The organism is Microbacterium sp. KHB019 (assembly GCF_037285405.1).
Taxonomy (GTDB): Bacteria; Actinomycetota; Actinomycetes; order Actinomycetales; family Microbacteriaceae; genus Microbacterium.
In genome coordinates, this window is sequence record NZ_JBBDHF010000001.1 from 810,192 (window position 1) to 831,062 (window position 20,871).

Sequence of the window (20,871 nt, forward strand, 5' to 3'; positions counted from 1 at the left end):
GGTCATGAGTCGTCCTCCGATCGTGCGTCGAAGTACATCTCGCGCAGCTCCGTCAGCTGAATGGGCTGTGTCAGCGGACCGACGTCCGCGATGCTCTCCTGCGGCTCGAGCGACACGGGTGAGGTGCCATCGCGCTGCGCAGGATCACGCGGGATCGTCAGCACGAAGTTCGTGCCGACGGTGAGCTCGGACCAGACCGCCAGGGTGCCGCCGTGCAGCGTGGCATCCCCCAGCGCGATCGACAGCCCCAGGCCCGTTCCGCCGATCGTGCGCTGGCGCGAGGGATCGGCGCGCCAGAACCGGTCGAACACGCGCTCGGCGTCCTCCGGCGTCATGCCCAGGCCGAAGTCGCGGACGCCGACGGCGACGGCGTACTGGTTGCTGTCCACCGTGATCACGATCGGATGCTGCTCCCCGTGCTCGATCGCGTTGCCGATGAGGTTCCGCAGCACGCGGCGCACGCGCCGCGGGTCCATCTCGACCGGCGAATATCCGCCCGGTGCGACCAGACGCAGCTCGGAGCCGCGCTCTTCGGCGAGCGGACGCATCTGCTCGATGACATCCTCGGCGAGCTCGGCGAGGCTGGTGGCGTCCAGCTCGAGCTGCACGGACCCCGCGTCGTAGCGGCTGATCTCGAGCAGGTCGCTCAGCAGCGTCTCGAACCGCTGGACCTGCGTGTAGAGCAGCTCGGCGGTGCGGGAGGTCGTGGGGTCGAACTGGTCACGCTGATCGTTGAGCATGTCGGCCGCGAGCCGGATGGTCGTCAGCGGCGTGCGGAGCTCGTGCGAGACGTCCGAGACGAATCGCTGCTGCACGAGCGAGAGCTCGCCGAGCTCTTTGATCTGGGCCTCGATGCTGTCGGCCATCGCGTTGAACGACTGTGCGAGCGTCGCAAGCTCGTCCTCGCCGTGCACGGGCAGCCGCACGTCGAGGTCGCCCGCCGCGAGCCGGGCGCTGGTCTCCGAGGCTTCGATGATCGGCTTGGACACGAGGCGGAGCACGAGCCACGAGATCACCGCCACGATCGCGATGAGCACGAACCCGGCCGCCCACAGCGTGCTCTGCACGAACTGCAGCGTCTGCTGCGAGTCGGCGAGGTCGTACGCGATGTACACCTCGAACGCGCCGACGCCTGGCAGGAACAGCTGCTGGCCGACGACGATGCCCGGCGCCACCGACCCATCGGGCATGGGGATGGCGATCGACTGCCACGACTGACGGTCGGGGAACGACACCACGCGCTCGCGCAGGCCGGGGCTGATCAGGTCGGCGCTCAGATCGGTGCGGAATCCCTGCACGCCGCTGCCGACCGGCGTGTCGTCGATCGGAGAGGCGTAGACGCGCGACGACGAGGACGCCCGCGGGATCGTCTCCTGCACATCCGTCCACAGCGCACGCAGGCCGGAAGGGTCGTCCGTGACCTCCGCCGCGTCGACGCGGTTCTGCGCCTCCGCGACGGCCCGCAGCGCATCGGAGAGCACCTCGTCACGGCGCGACTCGAACAGGTTGTTCTGGATCACCAGGGCCATGATCACGCTGGTGATGAAGATCGCCATCGTGGTCAGCAGCAGCGTGATCGTGATGGTGCGGAACCGCAGCGAACGACGCCACAACGTGGCGGCGACCTCCGGCCAGCTCCGCGGATCGCGCCACACTACGGCGGCCGTCGGCGTCGCGCTCGTCGCGATCAACGCGCGCTCCTCATCGGTTCGGGCCCCTAGCTGACGCTCCCGGCCCGGTAACCGACGCCGCGGACCGTCATGACGATCTTCGGCGCGTCCGGGTCGAGCTCGACCTTGGCGCGCAGGCGCTGCACGTGCACGTTGACGAGTCGCGTGTCGGCCTTGTAGTGGTAGCCCCACACCTGTTCGAGCAGCATCTCGCGCGAGAACACCTGCTGGGGCTTGGATGCCAGCGCCACCAGCAGCTGGAACTCGAGCGGCGTGAGAGGGATCGGCGTGGTGCCGCGGCGCACTTCGTGCGCGTCGACGTCGACGACGAGGTCGCCGATGCGCAGGATCTCGCTGATCGCCTGGGTGACCGGGCGCAGCCGGGTGCGGATGCGCGCGACGAGCTCCTTCGGGTTGAAGGGCTTGACCATGTAGTCGTCGGCACCGACCTCGAGACCCCGAACCACGTCGGCCGTGTCGCCGCGAGCCGTGAGCATGATGATCGGGATGCCGGATTCGGCGCGGATGCGGGTGCAGATCTCGATGCCGTCCATACCGGGGAGCATGAGGTCGAGGAGCACGAGGTCAGGGTGCTGGGTGCGCCACTCCTCGACGGCCTCCGCACCATCGGCGCAGAAGACGGGCTCGAAGCCCTCGGTGCGTAGCACGATGCCGATCATCTCGGCCAGCGCGGTATCGTCGTCGACCACGAGGATCCGTGAGGTCATCTGATCCCAGCCCCATCTTTCTACCCAGGCGCGCCGCCGTTCGAGTGAAGGCTGAACGCGGTCGTTCCCCAGCGTACTTCATGACAACATTTCGATCACGGTAGCGCTTCCGATCCGTTCACGGCGGCAGGCGACGGATATGACACGATGGTCGTGCACCTGGGAGGGGAGCTCGATGAGCGCACAGAACTGGACACCGGCGGTCAAGGCCGGACTCGTCCCGCTCCATCCGCTGACGTTCGGCGCCCTGATCGGAAAGCCGTTCGCCGCGCTGCGGCACAACCCCAAGGTGCTGTTCGGGTTCGCGATCGTCATCCAGCTCGTCATCGCCGTCGTCACGCTCGTCGTCGTCGGCGCCGTGGCACTCGCCACGTTCGCTCGCATCGAGTCGCTGTCGCCGAGCAACCCGGACTTCTACCCCGTGCTGTGGGGGACGATCGCCATCAACGGCCTCGTCGTCCTGGCGATGAGCTTCGTGAGCCTCGCGTTCACCGCGGTCATGCAGGGCGTCGTCGCGGCCGACATCGGCGAAGCCGCACTGGGACAGAAGGCCCCGCTCGGACGCCTCTGGAAGCGGATGCGCCCTGCGTTCTGGCGCCTGATCGGCTGGAGCCTGCTGCAGGCGCTGGCCGCGATCGTCCTCATGGTCGTGATCGGCGGGATCATCGCCCTCGGCGTGATGGCCGGCGTCGGCGGCTCCGGCGAAGGCGTCGCGGTCACCGTGGTGATCGGCATCCTCGTCGTCCTGGCCGCGATTCCGCTCTGGGTGTGGCTGAGCACGAAGCTGCTCCTCGTCCCCTCCGTGCTCGTCCTCGAGCACGCGCAGCTGCGGCCCGCCCTGGTGCGGTCATGGCGACTGACCCGTGGCAGGTTCTGGAACACCTTCGGCGTGATGTTCCTCATCAGCGTCATCATGAGCATCGCGGTGAGCGTCATCAGCGTTCCGCTGTCGCTGCTCGGCACGCTGCTGCTGCCCGTGATCGCCCCCACCGGCGGTGCGGACGAGGTCACGACCTTCGCGATGGGGATGCTCGCCGGCGTCGCCCCGCAACTGCTCGTGTACGTCCTGCAGGCCGTCGCGATCGTCGTGCAGTGCGCCGCCGGTGCGTTCATCTACCTCGACTGCCGCATGCGCTACGAAGGTCTGGACCACAGCCTGATCACGTATCTCGAGCGGCGCGACCTCGGCGCAACGGACGCAGAGCTCGGCGATCCGTTCGCCGTCGACCCTGAGCGGGCCGTCAGCAGCGCCCCACCGCCCGCGCAGACTCCGCAGTACGTCGCGTCTCCGGTGGGCTGGGATCAGTACGCGGCGGCACCGCAGTATCCGGCGCAGGAGTACCCGGCGCAGCCGATTCCGCAGTACCCGCCGCAGCCGTATGCCGCGGGCGAGGCACCCCCGCCCGCTCCATACGCCCCACCGCAAGCTCCTCCGCCGCCACCGCCGGGGCATCACGGGGCATGATCTTCCTCGCCAGCCTTCTCGCGAACGATCCGTACGCTCCGGACGGTGACGACGCGCGCCGTTGGGCCGAGCAGGAGCTGCAGAATCCGCGCTACGCCGATGCGAAGCCGACGTGGTTCGACTACCTGGCGGAGGACATCGCGGAGTTCGTCTCCGGGCTCTTCTCGCCGGACACGGGGCAGCAGGTCGGCAGCACTGCCCTCGTGATCGTCACGGTCGTCATCGTCGCCGCACTCATCACGGTCCTCATCCTGTGGGGACGACCGCGCGCCTCGCGACGGGTGAGGCGCCGCGGCGGCGAGCTGCTCGGGGAGCGCGACGACCGCACAGCGTCGCAGCTGCGAACAGACGCCGAGCGCAGAGCTCGAGAGGGCGACTGGGACGCGGCGACGGTGCTGCGCTTCCGTGCGCTCGCACGTGGTCTGCTCGAACGCGACATCGTCGACCCCGCGCCCGGTGCGACCGCGCAGGCGATCGCACGCGAAGGCGCTGCCGAGCTCGGATCGCTGCACGCAGAACTCGCCGCCGCGGCGAGCGCGTTCGATCTGGTGCGCTATCTGCAGCATCCGGCATCCGAGAAGAGCTACCGCGAGCTGGTGAGCATCGACGATGCCGTCTCGAAGGCGCATCCCGCCGTGCGCGGGCCCGAGCAGCGCTCCCCCGAGAGCGTGCCCGCATGACCGACATAACGGTTCGTACGACCGGCACCGCGGTTCGCGAGAAGGGCCGACTGCGCTCGGTCCTGGGCTGGGCGGCGATCGCTGCGGCCGTCGTCGTCTTCGCCCTGATCATCAGCGCGCTCTCCTTCGGAGCCCCTGATTCCCGCGATGGTCTGGATCCCGAGAGCGCCAAGGATTCCGGCACTCTCGCCCTGGCCGAGCTGCTGCGCGATCAGGGCGTGGAGATCACCGTGGCGCGTACCCGCGGGGACGCGCAAGCTGCGATATCGGACGACACCACCCTCGTGATGGCCGATCCGTACGCCCTGTCGGACGACGCGGTCCGAGAGCTCATCGAACCTGCGAACCACACGGTGCTCCTCTCCAGCGCCTCACGGATCCTGCGTCTGCTCGACCTCGGCGAGAATGCGGCCCCGCCCGTCGCCGAGGCGCTCGCTGCGGGTTGCGATGTGCCGGAGTTCGCCAACATCGGCACGGTGCGACCCGACCGCTTCTTCGCGCCGGCGGACGGTGTCACCGGATGCTTCTCTGACGACGGGGCCGCCGGGCTGCTCATCGATGATCGGGCCGGCATCCGAACCGTGATGATCGAGGGTGCGTCACTCTTCAGCAACGAGCATCTCGCCGAGAACGGCAACGCGGCACTCGGGCTCGCGCTTCTCGGTCAGACCGGTCACGTCGTCTGGTACGTGCCATCGCTCGCGGACACCGACATCGAAGCGCAGACGCCAGACACGCTCGCGAGCCTCACCCCACCCTGGGTGACGCCGGCGATCCTCCTGCTGCTGCTCGCCGGGATCGTCGCCGGCATCGCACGGGGTCAGCGGTTCGGCCCCCTCGTCACCGAGACGCTCCCGGTCACGGTTCGCGCATCCGAGACGATGCACGGACGTGCGCGCCTGACGGCCAAGGCGGGCGACGCGGCGCACGCCGCCGCCGCGCTGCGGGACGGCTCGCTGCGGCGCCTCGCGACGCGTCTGGGCCTGACGGCTCGCTCGACGCCCGTCGAAGTCGCGGATGCGGCATCCGATCGTCTGCGCATACCGCGCGGCTCCCTGCACGACCTCCTCGCCGGGCCTCTGCCCGCCAACGACTCCGAACTCGTCGACACTGCCCGTCGACTCGCAGAACTCGAGACGGCGGTCGATTCCGCCGTGCACGTGGAAAGGAACACCCAGTGACCGATACAGACGAGTCCGTGACCGGCGCCGCTCCAGCAGCGTTCGATGACGCTCAGCTGCGCAAGGCCATGCACCGCGTGCGCACCGAGGTCGACAAGGCCGTGGTCGGCCAGGCAGGAACCGTCACCGGACTTCTGGTGTGCCTGCTCGCCCGCGGCCATGTGCTGCTCGAGGGCGTACCCGGTGTCGCCAAGACGCTGGTCGTGCGATCGTTCGCGCGGGCGCTGGGTCTGGACACCAAGCGCGTCCAGTTCACCCCCGACCTGATGCCGGGTGACGTCACGGGTTCGCTCGTGTACGACGCGAGAACCGGCGAGTTCGAGTTCCGCCAGGGGCCGGTGTTCACGAACATCCTGCTCGCCGACGAGATCAACCGCACCCCGCCCAAGACCCAGGCCGCTCTGCTGGAGGCGATGGAGGAGCGGCAGGTGTCGGCCGACGGCGAGAGCCGCGACCTGCCCGACCCCTTCCTGGTCGCTGCGACGCAGAATCCGATCGAGCACGAGGGCACGTATTCTCTGCCCGAAGCGCAACTCGACCGCTTCCTCATGAAGCTCGTCGTGGGGATGCCGGAGCGCGACGCCGAGGTCACGGTGCTGCGGCTGCACGCCGGCGGCTTCTCGCCGCGCGAGCTCACGGGCGTCGAGTCGGCCGTCACCGCGGAGGAGATCCGTGCCGCTCAGGATGCAGCGGCCCGCGTCGAGGTCACCGATGAGGTGCTCGGCTACGTCGTGGACCTGGCCCGTGCTACCCGCCAGTCCCCGTCCGTGCTGCTGGGCGCGAGCCCGCGCGCCTCGACCGCGCTGCTCGCGGCCGCGAAGGCGTGGGCGTGGCTGAACGGGTCCACCGCAGTCACCCCCGATCATGTGCAGACCATGCTCGTTCCGGTCTGGCGGCACCGACTGCAGCTGCGACCGGATGCCGAGATGGAGGGCGTCTCGGCGGACGCCGTGCTCGCGTCGGTGATTCAGCAGACCCGGGTGCCGATCTAAGTGTTCATCACCCTCCGCCTCGCACTCCTCACCGGGATCGGACTCGTCCCCGTCGTGGCCCTCGCCATCGCGGGTGCACCGGTGTGGGCGGTCATCGGCGGATGGCTCGTGCTGTGCGGCATCCTGCTCGCGATCGACGTGTCCCTGGCGGCGAGCGCCCGCACCGTCACGGTGACCCGACGCGTGCCTGCGCGTGCTCGCATCGGCGAGCCGATCGACGCCGAGCTGGTGCTGCACAACCACGGACAGCGGACCCTGAACGCACTGATCAGGGACGCCTGGCAGCCGACGGCCGGGGCGAGTCCCGAGCGGATGCGGCTCGTCGTTCCAGCCGACGAGCGGCGCCGGCTGACCGTGCCCCTGCTCCCCCGTCGTCGCGGCGAACTCGTGAGCACTTTCGTCTTCATCCGCTCGCGGGGGCCGCTGGGGCTCGGCGGCAGGCAGGCCAGGCATGAGGTGCGCGGCGCCCTCCGCGTGCTGCCGGCATTCGCCTCCCGCAAGCACCTGCCGTCGCGTCTGGCGCGGCTGCGTGAACTCGACGGCAACACCAGCATCCAGGTCCGCGGGCAGGGCACAGAGTTCGACTCGCTGCGCGAATACGTCCGAGGAGACGACGTGCGCTCGATCGATTGGCGTGCGACCGCCCGCGCGGGGACGACGATGCTGCGCACCTGGCGACCCGAGCGCGACCGGCACGTCGTCATCCTGATCGACACCGGACGGACCGCGGCCGCCCGCGTCGGCGACAGCACCCGTCTGGATGCCGCGCTCGAGGCCTCTCTCCTCCTCGCCGCCCTCGCCGCGAGAGCCGGCGATCACGTGCATCTGCTGATGTACGACCGCGTCGTGCGCGGCCGCGTCACCGGCGTCGACGGCCCCGGACTCCTGCAGGCGATCACAGACGCCATGGCACCGGTGCACGCCCGGCTCGTCGACACCGACTGGGGCGGTGCGTTCGCGGCGATCCGGACGCTCACCACGCGGCCGTCACTGATCGTCGTCCTCACCGCGCAGGATGCCGCCGAGTCCGCCCGCAGCTTCCTGGGCGCGTTCCCCAACGCCTCACGCGCCACGACCGTGCTCGTCGGCTCCGTCACCGACGATGCCGTCGGAGAGCTCGCCATGCAGCGCGACTCCCGCGAGGACATCTATCTCGCGGCCGCCGCAGAACGCACCATCCGCGATGCGGAGAACGTCGCGGATGCCATCCGTCGCGCAGGCGGCGAGGCCATCGCCGCCGATCCGGAGGAGCTTCCGCCGAAGATCGCCGACCGGTATCTCGAGCTCAAGGCCGCCGGACGCCTCTGAGGCCGGCATCCGCCCCGAGCCCTTTCAGGTCGCAGAATATGCCGTTCTGAACGCGCGATACCGGCACAATTCGCGACCCGAACGCGCCGCGGTTCCGTGGAGGACGATCCAGACCCTTGGGTCGCACAATTCGCCGCTAAGCGTGAGCGATACCGGCACAATTCGCGACCCGAGCACTCGTTCGCGGCCCACTTGTGGATAACTCCCGCGGGCGGGGCGCCGAGTCGCCGTGTTGGCGGCATCCGGGGCTCAGGTCGCAGAAAACGCCACCATGGATGCCGTCATAGCGGCACAATTCGCGACCTGAACGCGCGCCGCGGCTTCGGTGAGTACAGCGCGGACACAGTGCGACGCTGTGGACAACGGCCGTGAAGGAGACGACGTCGGTGGGACGGTTGTGCGATGCGAACGCCCCGCCTGATCCCCTACCAGCTCGGACCCGCGTTCACCGTGCAGGCTGCCCGGGATGCCGGGCTGAACCGCGGTCGGATGCGCCGCACTGATCTCGACGCGCCCTTCCACGGCGTCCGCGCGCGGGGCGCCCCCATCGAAGAGACCGACCTCGACATCTTCGAACGACAGGCTGCCGAGCGCCGGACGCGCGCTGTCCGGTACGCGCCGCGGCTCAAGCCGGATCAGTTCCTCAGCCACGAGACCGCTGTGGCCATGCTGCGTGGCCCGCTTCCGCTCGCGACCGACCAGACGGGAGTGGTGGATGGCATGGCGCTCCACGTCCACGTGAGCACTCGCGGTCCGGGTCCGCTCGTCCGTACTGTCGGCGTGCGTGCACATCGCGCTGATCCTCGTACAACGCAGACGCTCGAGCTGCACGGATTCCTCGTCGCTGATCCAGCAACAGCTTGGGCGCAGCTCGGGTCCTGGAGTGTTCCCGATCTCGTCGCCCTGGGCGACTTCTTCTGCCGGGTCTGGCGTCGCGGCCCAGGGCGTCCAGACGCCGGGAGGCCTCCGCTCAGCACTGTAACCGAGCTGCATAGCCGGATCGAAGGAGCCCGACGGCACGGCATCCGCCGGCTGCGCGAAGCCATCGAGTTGATCCGCGAGGATTCCTGGTCGCCGCGCGAGTCGAAGCTGCGGTGCCTCATCGTCCAGGGAGGTCTCCCGGAGCCCGAACTCAACTACGACATCCATGACGGCGACGGCCGGTTCCTGGGATGCTTCGACCTCGTCTACCCGGGCAAGAAGGTCGCGATCGAGTATCACGGGCTCTTGCACGCCTCGACGTACGCCGCGGACGTCGAGCGCATCGCCGCGCTCCGCGCCGCCGGCTGGACGGTCATCGAGGTCACCAGCGCCCTGTTCGCACGTCCCACCGAGCTGCTCGCACGCATTCGTCGCGCAATCAGTCGGTGACAGCATCCGATGACCCGTTCAGGTCGCGGAATATGCTGCTTCCACGCGCCGAGACCGGCACAATTCGCGACTTGAACGACGGGTGGCCGTCCCGTAAACCTGACCGGTTCCTTTTTGTGAATGATTCAGAAAAAGGCTACAATGGATGCGATGACAATCGCCGCCCCGCATGAAGCACCCGAGCGCCTGCGCGCCGCTGGTCTGCGTGTCACGGTGCAGCGCGTGGCCGTTCTCGAAGCGCTGGCCGCTCGGCCGCACGCCTCGGCGGAGACCGTCTTCTCCTCATTGCGCGACCGACTCAGCGGTGTGGCGCTGCCCACCGTTCACGGCATCCTGGGCGACCTCACCGGCGCTGGAATCGTGCGCAAGGTGAGCCTCCCCGACGCCGGCAGCGCCCTCTACGAGGTGCAGGACGAGTTCGACAACCACCACCACCTGCAGTGCGTCGAATGCGGCCGCGTCGAAGACGTCGCGTGCGCCGTCGGCGAAGCCCCCTGCCTGCATCCGTCCCACGACCACGGGATGCGGATCATCGAAGCCTCTGTGACCTACCGAGCCATCTGCTCCGACTGCGAAAGGAAGAAGTGAAATGACTGACAAGACTTTCACGACCACCCAGACCGGAACACCTGTCGCCAGCGACGCACACTCGCTGACGTCCGGTCCCGACGGGATCACCGCGCTGCACGACCGATACCTGGTCGAGAAGCTCGCCTCGTTCAACCGCGAGCGCGTGCCGGAGCGCAACCCGCACGCCAAGGGCGGCGGAGCCTTCGGTGAGTTCGTCGTCACCGAGGACGTCTCGCAGTACACGCGTGCTGCCGTCTTCCAGCCCGGCGCCACGAGCGAGACGCTGCTGCGCTTCTCGTCGGTCGCCGGCGAGCAGGGCTCCCCCGACACGTGGCGCGACGTGCGCGGATTCTCGCTGCGCTTCTACACCACCGAGGGCAACCTCGACATCGTGGGCAACAACACCCCCACGTTCTTCCTGCGCGACGGCATGAAGTTCCCCGACTTCATCCACTCGCAGAAGCGCCTGACCGGCTCCGCCCTGCGCGACGCCGACATGCAGTGGGACTTCTGGACGCTCTCCCCCGAGTCGGCCCACCAGGTCACCTACGTCATGGGCGATCGCGGTCTGCCGCGCTCGTGGCGCCACATGAACGGCTACGGCTCGCACACCTACCAGTGGGTCAACGCCGAGGGCGAGCGCTTCTGGGTGCAGTACCACTTCCTCACCAAGCAGGGCGTCGAGCCGATGTTCTCCGACGAGGCCGAGCGCATCGCCGGCCAGGACGCCGACTACTACCGTCGCGACCTCTACGAGGCGATCGAGAACGGCGACCACCCGTCGTGGGACGTCTACGTTCAGGTCATGCCGTACGAAGAGGCCAAGACGTACCGCTTCAACCCGTTCGACCTCACCAAGACCTGGTCGAAGAAGGACTACCCGCGCATCAAGGTCGGCACCTTCACGCTGAACCGCAATCCGCGCAACTTCTTCGCCGAGATCGAGCAGGCCGCCTTCTCGCCGGGCAACCAGGTTCCGGGCACCGGCATCTCGCCCGACAAGATGCTCATGGCTCGCGTGTTCTCCTACCCGGATGCCCAGCGGTACCGCATCGGCGCGAACTACAACCAGCTGCCGGTCAACCAGCCGCACGCCGCCGAGGTGAGCAACTACATGCATGAGGGCAACATGCAGTATCACTTCAACACGGCGGAGCACCGCGTCTACACCCCGAACTCCTATGGTGCAGCCGGTGGCCCCGAGGCCGACCCGCAGCGCGGTGTCGAGGCGAGCTGGGAGAACGACGGCGCGCTCATCCGCACGGCGGCGACTCTGCACGCAGAGGACGACGACTTCGGCCAGGCGCGCACGCTGATCAACGAGGTCTTCACCGCCGAGGAGCGCCAGCGCTTCATCGAGACCCTCGCCGGTCAGTACGACGCGCTGACCGTCCCGGCCATCCAGGAGCGCTTCTTCTGGTACTGGGGCCAGGTCGACCAGAAGGTCGCTGATGACGTGCGCGCGCTCACCAGCCGTGCGTTCGACAACGCGGAGCCGGTGGGCGTCGGCGAGTGAGCCGCTGATTCCCTGAATCGTCGATTCGCGCGTGGGGTCGGATGCTTCGGCATCCGGCCCCACTAGCATGTGCCCTGAATTCGATCGATCCCGGTCGAACCGACGAGAGGGAATTCCATGAGCGAAACGCTCGCTGAAGCTGCGGCTCCGGTCCCGTCCACCGGATCCAAACTGACCGCCGAAGCTCTCGGCACCTTCCTGCTGGTCCTCGGCGGCGTCGGCACCGCACTGTTCGCCTCCAACCACTTCACCGACCCGGGCTCAGGCTCGGCCGTGTATGTGGCCGTCGCCTTCGCCTTCGGCCTCACGGTGGTCGTCGGCGCCTACGCGTTCGGCCCGATCTCGGGGGGACACTTCAACCCCGCTGTCACGCTCGGTGTCGCTGCCGCAGGACGCCTCCCGTGGCGCGACGTACCCGGCTACATCATCGCCCAGGTCGTCGGCGGCATCGTCGCGAGCACGATCCTCGTGCTCATCGGTCTGTTCGGACCGGACGGATGGCTCACCACCGCACAGGACGCCGGATTCGCCAGCAACGGCTGGGGAGAGCACTCCCCCAGTGGATTCGGCATGTGGGCGGCCATCATCATCGAGATCGTGCTGACGGCCGTGTTCCTGTTCGTGATCCTCGGCACGACGCACAAGCTGCGTCCGACGCCATTCGCCGGGCTCGCGATCGGACTCACGCTGACGCTCATCCACCTCGTCAGCATCCCGGTGGACAACACCTCGGTGAACCCGGCACGCTCGATCGCCGCGGCGATCTACGGCGGCGTCGGTCCGCTCTCGCAGCTGTGGGTGTTCATCGTCTTCCCGATCGTCGGCGCAATGCTCGCCGGCGTCGCGTACAAGACGCTGCTCGACGGCACCGTCGTGCACGACGCCAGGAAGCGCGCCTGACGCGAGAAACGCTCAGCCGGCGGTGAGCTGCGGAGTTCCTGCTTCGTACTCGAGGAGGTCTCCGCGCTCACCGCGCCGGTACGCACGACGCCCGACCAGCAGCATGTAGACGAGGAACACCGCGAGAGCGGCAGCTCCGATCCCGATCTTCACCGGCCACGGAAGCGACCAGCCGGTGACGAAGCCCTCGACGAGGCCGGACAGGAACAGCGCGAACACGAGCCCGATCGCCACGGTCGCCAGCGCCCTGCCCTCTTCGGCGAGGGCTGCGCCTCGGGTACGACGGCCGGGGGCGACCCACGCCCAGAACAGGTGCAGGCCGGCGGCTGCGGCCACGAAGATGCTCGTGAGCTCCAGCATCCCGTGCGGCAGGATGTACAGCACCATGACGTCGAGGCGGTCGTGTGCGGTCATGATGGCGGCGGAGACGCCGACGCCGAATGCGTTCTGCACGATCACGTACACAGGCCAGACACCCGTGACGCCGAATAGCACGCACTGCGCGGCGATCCAGGCGTTGTTGGTCCACACCATGCCGGCGAACACCGCCGCAGGATTCTCGGTGTAGTACCCGGTGAAGCTCTCCTCGGCGTACTGCTCGAGGAAGTCCGCTGGCCCGAGCGTCGCCACCAGCGCCGGATCGCCCGAGATCCAGGCCGCCACCAGTACGGTGATCGCGATGAAGACCACGGCGATCACGAGGGTGGTCCAGCGCAGCCGGTACAGAGCCGCCGGGAGCTGGTCGACGAAGAACCGGGCGATCTGGGTCAGGATGCTGTCGGACGCACCGGTCAGGCGCAGGCGCGCCTTCGAGAGCACGGATGACACGTACGCGCCCTGCGGCGAGTCGCCGACCGATGTCTTGAGCTCGGCGAGATCCGCGGATGCCGCGCGGTAGCGCACGATCAGCTCATCGACGCCTTCGCCGTCCAGGCGCGCGCGGCTGAGCTCGTTCAGTCGTTCCCACTCGGCGCGGCGCGTATCGGCGAGAGCATCGGCATCCACCTGATTTACTGTACTCATGTCAACGCCGATCGACACCGCCGACGAGGTCCTCTCGGGCGAAGCGGTCGCGATCGACGTCCAGCCGCTCGGATTCTTCATGCGGGCCCTGGGCTCGCTGATCGATATGGCCGTCGGCTGGGTGCTGTTCGCACTGTTCATCTGGCTCCGCACGTGGCTGGTGGTCTCCGGGATCATCGGCGGTTCGATCGACGGCATCCTGACCGTCGCCGCTCTCGTCGTCTGCTTCGTCGTCGTGCCGATCGTCGTCGAGCTGGCCACACGAGGCAGAAGCCTGGGTCGCCTGGCCGTCGGCGGCCGCATCGTGCGGCTGGACGGCGGCGCGGCAGGTTTCCGCCACGCCTTCATCCGCGCGCTGATCGGCGTCCTCGAGATCTACATGACGGCGGGCGCCGTCGCGATCCTGTCCGGAGCCTTCACCGCACGCTCACAGCGGCTGGGCGATCTCGTCGCGGGTACGTACAGTCAGCGTGTGCGAACGCCGAAGCTCGTCCCGCTCTCGCCCGTGATGCCGCCCGCTTTGGCCGGATGGGCCCAGATCGCGGACGTCGCGCGGATGCCCGACCGACTGGCACGACGGATCTCCCAGTTCCTGCAGCACGCCGAGCGGATGTCGCCGCCCGCTCGCGCTCGCGTCGCTCACGATCTCGTCGCCGAATCGTCCGCGTACATCTCGCCCCAGCCGGCGGCGCACCCCGAACAGCTGCTCATCGCCATCACGGTGCTGCGCCGTGAGAGGGAGCGCAGGGCACTCGCGATCGCGGATGCACGGGCCGAGAGGCTGACCGGCCGATGCGTCGGGATCTGACCCTTCGACAGGCTCAGGGATCGCTAGGCGCGCAGCGCCTCATGGCGAACGACGATCCACCCCGCCGGCACGGACAGCCGGTCGGCGTGCTGAGCGCACAGGTCGTGGGCGTGCGGATGATCTGTGCCGCCGAGCGGCCCGAGAGCGGCCATCTGGTCGCCGTAGTCGAACGTCAGCGTGGCCACAGCCTCGCGTGCGCAGGTCACCTTCGAGCAGAGTCGTCCGTCCATCTCTGCCAGCGTAGGCCGCGCGACCGGTCCGGTCGGGATGCCGCGCGGAACACATAGACTTTCGACATGACCCGCCGTCGAACCGCTGCCTCACCTCCCCGTCGCGGAGCCAGGCACGGACGCCACGGACGCCTCGGACGCAGTGAGGTCGTCCGCCCGCCTCTTCCGCCGCTCGACGGCCGCATCGACCGGTTCGACGCGACGATCGGCACGGCGGTCGAGTTCCTCCGCGGTACCTGGCCGGAACTGCAGGAGGTGCGCTTCGAGATCGGCGGGCTCCCGATGAAGCCCGACGCGGACGGCATCCCTCGTTGGGAGATCGATCGCGATCAGCGGAGGATCGTGGTCTTCCGGATCCCGATCGAGCGCCTCCTGCCGCCGGGACACGATGACGACATGCACCGGCGGGTTGCCATCGAGAGCGCGGTCTTCCGCGCGGCGGCCGAGTACGTCGGCAAGGATCCGTGGGAGTTCGGCTCCGACGGCCCCTGAGCCCGTCCGTGAAGACGACGGAGATCAGGGGTAGACAATGATAGCCTCCTGCGCCGCTGCTCCCGGCCACACCGGCCATCCCGCCAGCGCATCCGTGCCGGAGAGCATGACCGCAGCGCGAACGGGCTGATCCGTCGTGAGCGCGTACACCCGGTCGGCTCGAACGTCCACGACGCTGTCGCCACCGGCGGGGATCGTGATCTCCTGAGCCGCTCCGCCCGCGGCCGGGTTCAGGGTGATCGATGCATCCGCTTCCGACGAGTTCGCCAGATGCAGGCGCGGGCTCGGGCCGGAGGGAACAGCGACGAACACCTCGCCGCGCAGCTCGGGCGCCGACGGCGTCCATGCGAAATCGCTTCCTGCGCCCGCTCCCGTCGTCTGACGGACCGCACCGACGACGGAGGCATCCGCCTCGATGTCGATGCTGTACACGCCGGGCTCGAGCTGGTCGAGATTCACCTCGGCGGGAATGCGGGCGTCGAGCGGGACGGAGGTCTGCATCACTTCCGTGCCGTTCGATCGCACGACGATCCGCGCCTTGGTCGCCTGGTCGGTGGCCATGAGCCGGAGAAGCGTGAGTGCGGTGTCCTCGCTGGTGTCCAGGACCTGGATGCCTGCGAAGCCGATGCGCGCGTTCGGTGCGGCCGCGGAGTCCTGGATATCGATGCCGGAGGGATCGAGGGTGCGGATGAGCGACGACTGCAGCTCAGCGCGCAGCGGCGCGCCCTGAGCGGTGACTCGCACGACGGGTGACGGCGTTCCGGCGGCGACGGATGACAGCGGCACGGTGACCTGCGTCCCAGCCGGCACGAGTGCAGTCGTGGACGTCTCCGTTGGTCCGAACACCGTCAGCGTCGCGGTGGCGGTCACATCGCCGGGGTTGGACAGGATGATCAGGTCGCTCGTCCCCGTCTCGACCGTGCCCCCGACCAGCCAGGACTCGGTGCGCGTCTCTCGACATGCTGATGCCGCCAGGCCAGACAGATCGTCTGCGGCGAGAGTGAGCGATTCCGCTGCGGCCACGAGTGCCGCACCGCCCTGCTCCGCACTGCCGACGAACCGCTTCGGGCCGCTGGACTCGCCGATCTCAGGGGCAGCGAGCACGGAGTCGGCGAGGACGCCGGTGCTGCCGACGGTGAGTGACGGCGTGCCGGCGGACATCTGCTGCGCGGCATCCGCCGGGTTGCGTCCGAGTGCGCGGAACTCCCCGGAGCAGACAAGAGTGGTGTCGCCCGCCGTCGGCGTGACGGACACCTGGGCGGGTTCGCTCTGCGCGCCGGGCCACGGCAGCGCGACAGCGATCACCACGGCAACGACGCAGCCGACAGCGAGCGCCGCTCCGGTCAGGAAGCGTGCACCGGTGGCGACGAGTCGGACGGCTCGGTTCTGGATCATCGGTCCTCCTCGTCATCATCATCACCGTCGTCGTCCGCGCGCTCACGAGGCGGATCCTCACGACGGCGAGGCAGGATCATCGGCTCTTCAGAGGACCGGCCGACGATACGGGACTGCGCCCGAGCTGCACGGCGGGAAGCACGGGTCGGGATCGCGAGCAGGAGGGCGGCAAGCAGAAGGACGAGCTGGACGGCGATGATCGTGCTCGCCGTGCCGCCTTCGGCGCGGGTCAGGTTGGCGCGCTCGGCCGGCTTGGTGTCCAGGCGCCACAGCACGCCCTTGTCGGTCTCGCCGACCTTCACGAATCCGGCGCGCTGGTCGAGTGCGGTGATCGCTTCCACCCGGAAGGCGCGCGCGGCGTCCGACTCCTGGCCGCTCACCTGATCGAGAAGGACGAAATGGATGCCGTGAGCCGCAAGCTCGGCCGGCGCATCGAAGGTGCGCGGGGAGAGGAGGTCCACCGCGAGAGCGCTGACGTCGACCCCCTGCGGCGCTGTCGCGGTGCTGAGCATCGTCGTCTGCGCTCCGAGCGTCTCGCTGGGCCCCCAGACGACGCCTGCTGCGAGTCCACCGTTGTTCTGCGGGGTCAGCACGAGAGTCGAGATCTCGCGGTCGCCGCGCGCTTCGGCAGCCACATAGGCGGGGAGCGTGCTCTCCGGGCCGTTGGTGAGCTCGGTACGGTCGCCGTGAAGGGCTGTGAGTGCCGGCACCGCGCAGACGGCGAGTGAGAGGCCGGCCAACGTGACGGCGAGGATGCGGAGCTTCGGCATCGTGATCGCCGTGTCGAGCGTGACGAGCGCACCCCCGATCAGTCCGGCCCACGCGAGGCTGAGTCCGGTACCGGGCCAGATCTCGACGGGGGTGCCCTGGACGAAACTGACCGTCACACCGACGGCGAGGAAAGACGTGGCGATGCCGGCCATCGTGACACCGAGCAGAGCGATGCCGGCACCCCATCGTGGAGCGACGGCGGCAGCGAGCGCCAGCAGCGCGACAGGAGCGATGAGAATGGGAGCCCAAGCCGCGAGTGCCGGATCGAGGACGTCCATCCACCCGGCGAGGTCCGTGGTCGGGAAGCCGGTGGCCAGCAGCAGCCGGCCGGCAGAATCGGCAGCGACCTGGGGGCCCGCCCACACAGCACCGGGGTCGGCGAACACCGCCCAGATGTTCCCGTGTCGGGCCTGCCAGACGATGAGCGGCGCGAACAGGGCCGCGGTCGGCACCAGGATCCAGAGCAGTCTGACCGCACCGTGGAACCAGGCGCGGGAGAGCACGATGATGATCGCCAGCAGCCAGAGCACGAGAAGCGCCGGGGCGAGCGAGGGCGCGCACGCGAGAGTCGCCGCGAGAACGATCGATGCGGCACCCGCCGCGCCCCAGGAGCGGTGTGCGACGACAGCGGTGTGGAAGAGCCACGGCAGCAGCAGATGCAGCAGTACGGCGGCTGGTCGTCCCTCGATCAGGGCGGTGAGGAAGGTCGGCGCCAGCGCCCAGGCCACGCCGCCGAAGATCCGCAGCCCCCCGCGATCCGTGATGCGCGTCGCGGCGAACCACCCGCCGAGCACGGCCAGCGGCAGGGCGGCCAGCCACAGCAGCACCATCGCGAAGGACGGAGCCCCAGGCCACAGCGAACCGACGACCGCGAGCACGCCGGCGAACGGATCCGCCGGCCCCGTCACGTCGATGCCCAGGCCGCGCTGGCCCCAGGCCGCGTCGGCCCAGAGGCCTGCGAGCGTGTCGCGCATCGGCAGGAGCGCCCCACCGCCGATCGCGGGCCACGCGAGCAGGGTGGTGAAGGCGGCCACGCTCACGACGAGCGCGCCGAGAACTGCCCATGCGCCCCCGCCGGAGAAGAAGTCGAGTTCGCTGACGGCTCCGCCCTCGCTGCCGTGCCCATCGTCGAGGCGGCGGTGCAGCTCACCGCGGGTGATGCGGAGCGGCGCGATGCTCGCCCAGGATGCCGTTCGGTGCGAGCGGATGCCGCGACGCGATCTGGCGACGGAACCGAAGCGCGCCATCGCTGTCACAGCGGCACCCCACTCCGGTGCCACCGCCGCCGGACGCTTCGCGATCAGGTGGACGATCGTCCGCCACAGGGCGAGCGGCAGCAGCGTGAGCCAGTGCAGGGGCACGGCTGCCGCTGGAGCGTAGGAGAGACGGCGGTGCAGCTGGGCGAGACGCGTGCCGAAGGCTCGCTGCGCCACGCCCTGCGGCAGCGCCGCAGGACCGTCGGGGCTCACGGTGATCCGGGCACTCGGCGCGAGGACCACTCGACCACCGCCCAGGCGCGCTCGGACGCCGAGGTCGAGCCCCTCGTCCGCTCCGCCCAGGGCCGGGTCGGGCTGCAGATCGCGCCGCACCTCTGCACGGATGAGCGTGCCGCGGATGTCCGCGCCGAGGACGTCCTCGCGCCCGTCGTGCTGATTCTGGTCGAGTTCACCCGCAGCCAGTTCGACGGAACGACCCCAACGAGTCATGGTGACGCCGAGGCTGACAAGTTCACGATCGTTGTCGACGTCCACGAGCTTGGGAGCGGCGACGGAGGCGGACGGTGAACGCTCGAGGGCGCCGGCGAGCTGTGCCAGCGCCTGCGGGTGCGGCGCCGTGTCGTGCGCGAGCAGCCACACGGCTGTGTCGTCGGCCACACGCGGCTGCGCGTAGGCGACGGCCTCGGCGAACGATGTGCTGCTCCGGGCTTCGATGATGCCCTCGACCGAACGCGCGATCACCTCGCTCTCGCGAGCCGCCGTTCCGTCACCGCAGACGACGAGTGTCACGGCATCGGGCTGACGCGTCTGCAACGTCAGCGCATCGAGCGTCCGCAGCAGCTGAGCACGAGATGACTGTCCTGGACGCGCGACGATGATGGCATGGACTCGGGTTGGCATGGCCTGGTCAGCCTAAGCGCTCGGACTCGACCACATCGTCAGCCCGCGCGGCGTGGCCGCCAAGCAGTCCGCTCAGCCGGCCTGTCGCTTGAGCTTGCGGCGCTCGCGCTCGCTGAGACCGCCCCAGATGCCGAAGCGCTCATCGTTGTTCAGCGCGTACTCGAGGCATTCGCCGCGTACGTCGCAGGACGAGCAGATGCGCTTCGCATCGCGCGTCGAGCCGCCCTTCTCAGGGAAGAACGCTTCCGGGTCGGTCTGCGAGCAGAGTGCGTCGGTCTGCCACGCGAGAGCCGTGTCCGCTTCATGCTCTGGACGCCTGACCCCGGGTACCCCGAGATTGACCGGATCGACAAACCAATTCTCGGGAACGTCGGAACGGTAACCCGTCATATCGTTCTCCTTGCCCTATAACAGTCCCCCACTGGGCTTTGCTTCACTAATTACACCCGTGTCATTCGCCTCGGTCAAGTCGCGGATCGTAAACCCTCAAGCGCATATTGAAAGTTCACGGCGTGTCATCGGCGTGTCGCGCCGGGCTCGGCGACGAAGGCGACTCCCTCCCCCGACAGCACCAGGGTGCGTTCGCCCTCCGAGGCGAAGACGACCTGGCCGACGGGCACGGTGACGGTCGCAGCATCCGCCCCTTCGACGGTCACCTCTCCCCCGGCGCTCAGCACCATCGCCGGGGCGACGACGTCGACGGGCACCGGCGTTCCGTCGAGCACGACACGGCGCAGCGCGAAGTCGGGGACATCGACGGGGTACGACGTCACGGGATCCGTGGTCGCCGGGCGCAGAACGGGGACCGCCCCCGGCGTGGTGTCCAGAATCGAGAGCAGTTCGGGCACGTCGATGTGCTTGGGCGTCAGTCCGCCGCGCAGGACGTTGTCACTGGCCGCCATGATCTCGACGCCGAGGCCGGAGACGTAGGCGTGCAGCAGCCCGGCGCGCAGGAAGATGCCCTCGCCGCGGCCGAGCACGATGAAGTTCATCAGGAGCGCCACGACGACGCCGGCGTCGCCGGGGTTGCGAGCCGCGATCCTCCGCGCTGCGTCCAGCTCGGGGGCGAACTCGTCGGATGCTGCGTGCTCCAGTGCCGCGATGATGTCGGCCACCTCGGCCTGCGCCGCGCCGGAGAGCAGCCAGGCGATTGCGTCTCCCAGCGCGTCCCCGTCGGCCGACAGGCGCACGCGCAGTGCTGTGACGGCGGATGATGGACCGAGACTGTCGAGAAGGCGCAGCGTGTCCGCGACGGGACGCAGCCCGCCGAGAGCCTCGAAGCGGTCGCTGAGCGCCACGATGAGCTCCGGTTTGTGGTTCTCGTCGCGGTAGTTGCGGGTGGGGTCGTCAGCGGCGAGATGAGTCTCCCGTGCCCAGCCGTCGCGTGCCTGTGCGATCGTCGGATGCACCTGGATCGAGAGCGGGTCACCGGCGGCGAGGAGCTTGAGCAGATACGGAAGGGTGCCCCCGGTGACGGCGTCCAGCGTCGAGCCGTCTTCGACATCGGCAGGGTCTCCTGGGTGATCGCCGAACCAGACCTCCGCCTCCGGGGAGCCGCTCGGCTGTCGACGCTCGAGCTCGGCCAGAAGGGTGGGCGATCCCCAGGCGTAGTCGCGAGGGATGTTGGAGAGACGAAGCAGCATGGGCCCAGCGT

General features: G+C 69.1%; 19 protein-coding genes. 11 read left to right on the forward strand and 8 right to left on the reverse strand.

Annotation, left to right across the window (positions count from 1 at the left end):
* Nucleotides 1–2 precede the first annotated feature (2 nt).
* The gene (gene mtrB, locus KHB019_RS04015; RefSeq protein WP_230102217.1) at nucleotides 3–1,691 is read right to left on the reverse strand and encodes an MtrAB system histidine kinase MtrB; all 1,689 of its coding nucleotides are present in this window, start codon (nucleotides 1,689–1,691) and stop codon (nucleotides 3–5) included.
* Between the two features lie 26 nt (nucleotides 1,692–1,717).
* A complete protein-coding gene (gene mtrA / locus KHB019_RS04020) occupies nucleotides 1,718–2,398 on the reverse strand; it encodes an MtrAB system response regulator MtrA (RefSeq protein ID WP_230102216.1) in 681 nt (226 codons plus the stop codon).
* 175 nt (nucleotides 2,399–2,573) lie between these two features.
* Between mtrA and KHB019_RS04025 the strand changes: the two genes are divergently transcribed.
* From KHB019_RS04025 to aqpZ, 9 genes are all read left to right on the forward strand, one after another.
* Nucleotides 2,574–3,863, forward strand: a complete 1,290-nt coding sequence (locus KHB019_RS04025; RefSeq protein ID WP_337458122.1) for a hypothetical protein — start codon at nucleotides 2,574–2,576, stop codon at nucleotides 3,861–3,863.
* A complete protein-coding gene (locus KHB019_RS04030; protein WP_337458123.1) occupies nucleotides 3,860–4,543 on the forward strand; it encodes a DUF4129 domain-containing protein in 684 nt (227 codons plus the stop codon). Before KHB019_RS04025 ends, KHB019_RS04030 begins: the two co-directional genes overlap by 4 nt.
* Nucleotides 4,540–5,724: a DUF4350 domain-containing protein gene (locus tag KHB019_RS04035; RefSeq protein ID WP_337458124.1), complete on the forward strand. Its 1,185-nt coding sequence runs from the start codon at nucleotides 4,540–4,542 to the stop codon at nucleotides 5,722–5,724. Before KHB019_RS04030 ends, KHB019_RS04035 begins: the two co-directional genes overlap by 4 nt.
* Nucleotides 5,725–5,792: 68 nt before the next feature.
* Nucleotides 5,793–6,716, forward strand: coding sequence for an AAA family ATPase (locus KHB019_RS04040; protein WP_230102344.1), 924 nt, complete (start codon nucleotides 5,793–5,795; stop codon nucleotides 6,714–6,716).
* Nucleotides 6,717–8,024 (forward strand): DUF58 domain-containing protein, encoded by a 1,308-nt coding sequence (locus tag KHB019_RS04045; protein ID WP_337458125.1) that lies wholly within the window; start codon nucleotides 6,717–6,719, stop codon nucleotides 8,022–8,024. It abuts the gene before it with no gap.
* 402 nt (nucleotides 8,025–8,426) lie between these two features.
* Nucleotides 8,427–9,395: a hypothetical protein gene (locus tag KHB019_RS04050; protein ID WP_337458126.1), complete on the forward strand. Its 969-nt coding sequence runs from the start codon at nucleotides 8,427–8,429 to the stop codon at nucleotides 9,393–9,395.
* A gap of 150 nt (nucleotides 9,396–9,545) precedes the next feature.
* Complete coding sequence (locus KHB019_RS04055) at nucleotides 9,546–9,983, forward strand: Fur family transcriptional regulator (protein WP_230102211.1); 438 nt, start codon at nucleotides 9,546–9,548, stop codon at nucleotides 9,981–9,983.
* 1 nt (nucleotide 9,984) lies between these two features.
* Entirely contained in the window at nucleotides 9,985–11,481 is a 1,497-nt protein-coding gene (locus KHB019_RS04060; RefSeq protein WP_337458127.1) for a catalase, read from the forward strand.
* 117 nt (nucleotides 11,482–11,598) lie between these two features.
* On the forward strand, nucleotides 11,599–12,381 hold the full coding sequence (aqpZ, locus tag KHB019_RS04065) for an aquaporin Z (protein ID WP_337458128.1): 783 nt from the start codon (nucleotides 11,599–11,601) through the stop codon (nucleotides 12,379–12,381).
* A gap of 12 nt (nucleotides 12,382–12,393) precedes the next feature.
* On the opposite strand, the gene KHB019_RS04070 is transcribed toward aqpZ, so the two are convergent.
* Nucleotides 12,394–13,386: a stage II sporulation protein M gene (locus tag KHB019_RS04070; RefSeq protein ID WP_337458397.1), complete on the reverse strand. Its 993-nt coding sequence runs from the start codon at nucleotides 13,384–13,386 to the stop codon at nucleotides 12,394–12,396.
* A gap of 16 nt (nucleotides 13,387–13,402) precedes the next feature.
* On the opposite strand from KHB019_RS04070, the gene KHB019_RS04075 reads away from it, so the two are divergent.
* Complete coding sequence (locus KHB019_RS04075) at nucleotides 13,403–14,212, forward strand: RDD family protein (protein ID WP_337458129.1); 810 nt, start codon at nucleotides 13,403–13,405, stop codon at nucleotides 14,210–14,212.
* A gap of 23 nt (nucleotides 14,213–14,235) precedes the next feature.
* Here the strand turns inward: KHB019_RS04075 and KHB019_RS04080 are convergent, their stop codons facing one another.
* Nucleotides 14,236–14,442 carry a DUF3499 family protein gene (locus KHB019_RS04080; RefSeq protein ID WP_147037642.1) on the reverse strand — a complete coding sequence of 69 codons (207 nt, stop codon included), beginning with the start codon at nucleotides 14,440–14,442 and terminating at the stop codon, nucleotides 14,236–14,238.
* 66 nt (nucleotides 14,443–14,508) lie between these two features.
* Here KHB019_RS04080 and KHB019_RS04085 point away from each other — a divergent pair, with 66 nt between their 5' ends.
* On the forward strand, nucleotides 14,509–14,934 hold the full coding sequence (locus tag KHB019_RS04085; protein ID WP_337458130.1) for a hypothetical protein: 426 nt from the start codon (nucleotides 14,509–14,511) through the stop codon (nucleotides 14,932–14,934).
* A gap of 24 nt (nucleotides 14,935–14,958) precedes the next feature.
* Here KHB019_RS04085 and KHB019_RS04090 read toward each other — a convergent pair whose 3' ends face one another.
* From KHB019_RS04090 to manA, 4 genes are all read right to left on the reverse strand, one after another.
* Complete coding sequence (locus KHB019_RS04090; protein ID WP_337458131.1) at nucleotides 14,959–16,329, reverse strand: DUF5719 family protein; 1,371 nt, start codon at nucleotides 16,327–16,329, stop codon at nucleotides 14,959–14,961.
* Complete coding sequence (locus KHB019_RS04095; protein WP_337458132.1) at nucleotides 16,326–19,217, reverse strand: glycosyltransferase; 2,892 nt, start codon at nucleotides 19,215–19,217, stop codon at nucleotides 16,326–16,328. Before KHB019_RS04095 ends, KHB019_RS04090 begins: the two co-directional genes overlap by 4 nt.
* A gap of 72 nt (nucleotides 19,218–19,289) precedes the next feature.
* Nucleotides 19,290–19,607 (reverse strand): WhiB family transcriptional regulator, encoded by a 318-nt coding sequence (locus tag KHB019_RS04100; RefSeq protein WP_230102204.1) that lies wholly within the window; start codon nucleotides 19,605–19,607, stop codon nucleotides 19,290–19,292.
* A gap of 125 nt (nucleotides 19,608–19,732) precedes the next feature.
* A complete protein-coding gene (gene manA / locus KHB019_RS04105; protein WP_337458133.1) occupies nucleotides 19,733–20,860 on the reverse strand; it encodes a mannose-6-phosphate isomerase, class I in 1,128 nt (375 codons plus the stop codon).
* Nucleotides 20,861–20,871: the final 11 nt, after the last annotated feature.

Excerpts from the sequence above, each read along its gene's own strand:
- mtrA (WP_230102216.1), bottom strand. The coding sequence starts at position 2,398 with ATGACCTCACGGATCCTCGTGGTCGACGACGATACCGCGCTGGCCGAG.
- KHB019_RS04025 (WP_337458122.1), top strand. The coding sequence starts at position 2,574 with ATGAGCGCACAGAACTGGACACCGGCGGTCAAGGCCGGACTCGTCCCG.
- KHB019_RS04030 (WP_337458123.1), top strand. The coding sequence starts at position 3,860 with ATGATCTTCCTCGCCAGCCTTCTCGCGAACGATCCGTACGCTCCGGAC.
- KHB019_RS04035 (WP_337458124.1), top strand. The coding sequence starts at position 4,540 with ATGACCGACATAACGGTTCGTACGACCGGCACCGCGGTTCGCGAGAAG.
- KHB019_RS04040 (WP_230102344.1), top strand. The coding sequence starts at position 5,793 with ATGCACCGCGTGCGCACCGAGGTCGACAAGGCCGTGGTCGGCCAGGCA.
- KHB019_RS04050 (WP_337458126.1), top strand. The coding sequence starts at position 8,427 with ATGCGAACGCCCCGCCTGATCCCCTACCAGCTCGGACCCGCGTTCACC.
- KHB019_RS04055 (WP_230102211.1), top strand. The coding sequence starts at position 9,546 with ATGACAATCGCCGCCCCGCATGAAGCACCCGAGCGCCTGCGCGCCGCT.
- KHB019_RS04060 (WP_337458127.1), top strand. The coding sequence starts at position 9,985 with ATGACTGACAAGACTTTCACGACCACCCAGACCGGAACACCTGTCGCC.
- aqpZ (WP_337458128.1), top strand. The coding sequence starts at position 11,599 with ATGAGCGAAACGCTCGCTGAAGCTGCGGCTCCGGTCCCGTCCACCGGA.
- KHB019_RS04075 (WP_337458129.1), top strand. The coding sequence starts at position 13,403 with ATGTCAACGCCGATCGACACCGCCGACGAGGTCCTCTCGGGCGAAGCG.
- KHB019_RS04080 (WP_147037642.1), bottom strand. The coding sequence starts at position 14,442 with ATGGACGGACGACTCTGCTCGAAGGTGACCTGCGCACGCGAGGCTGTG.
- KHB019_RS04085 (WP_337458130.1), top strand. The coding sequence starts at position 14,509 with ATGACCCGCCGTCGAACCGCTGCCTCACCTCCCCGTCGCGGAGCCAGG.
- KHB019_RS04090 (WP_337458131.1), bottom strand. The coding sequence starts at position 16,329 with ATGATCCAGAACCGAGCCGTCCGACTCGTCGCCACCGGTGCACGCTTC.
- KHB019_RS04095 (WP_337458132.1), bottom strand. The coding sequence starts at position 19,217 with ATGCCAACCCGAGTCCATGCCATCATCGTCGCGCGTCCAGGACAGTCA.
- KHB019_RS04100 (WP_230102204.1), bottom strand. The coding sequence starts at position 19,607 with ATGACGGGTTACCGTTCCGACGTTCCCGAGAATTGGTTTGTCGATCCG.
- manA (WP_337458133.1), bottom strand. The coding sequence starts at position 20,860 with ATGCTGCTTCGTCTCTCCAACATCCCTCGCGACTACGCCTGGGGATCG.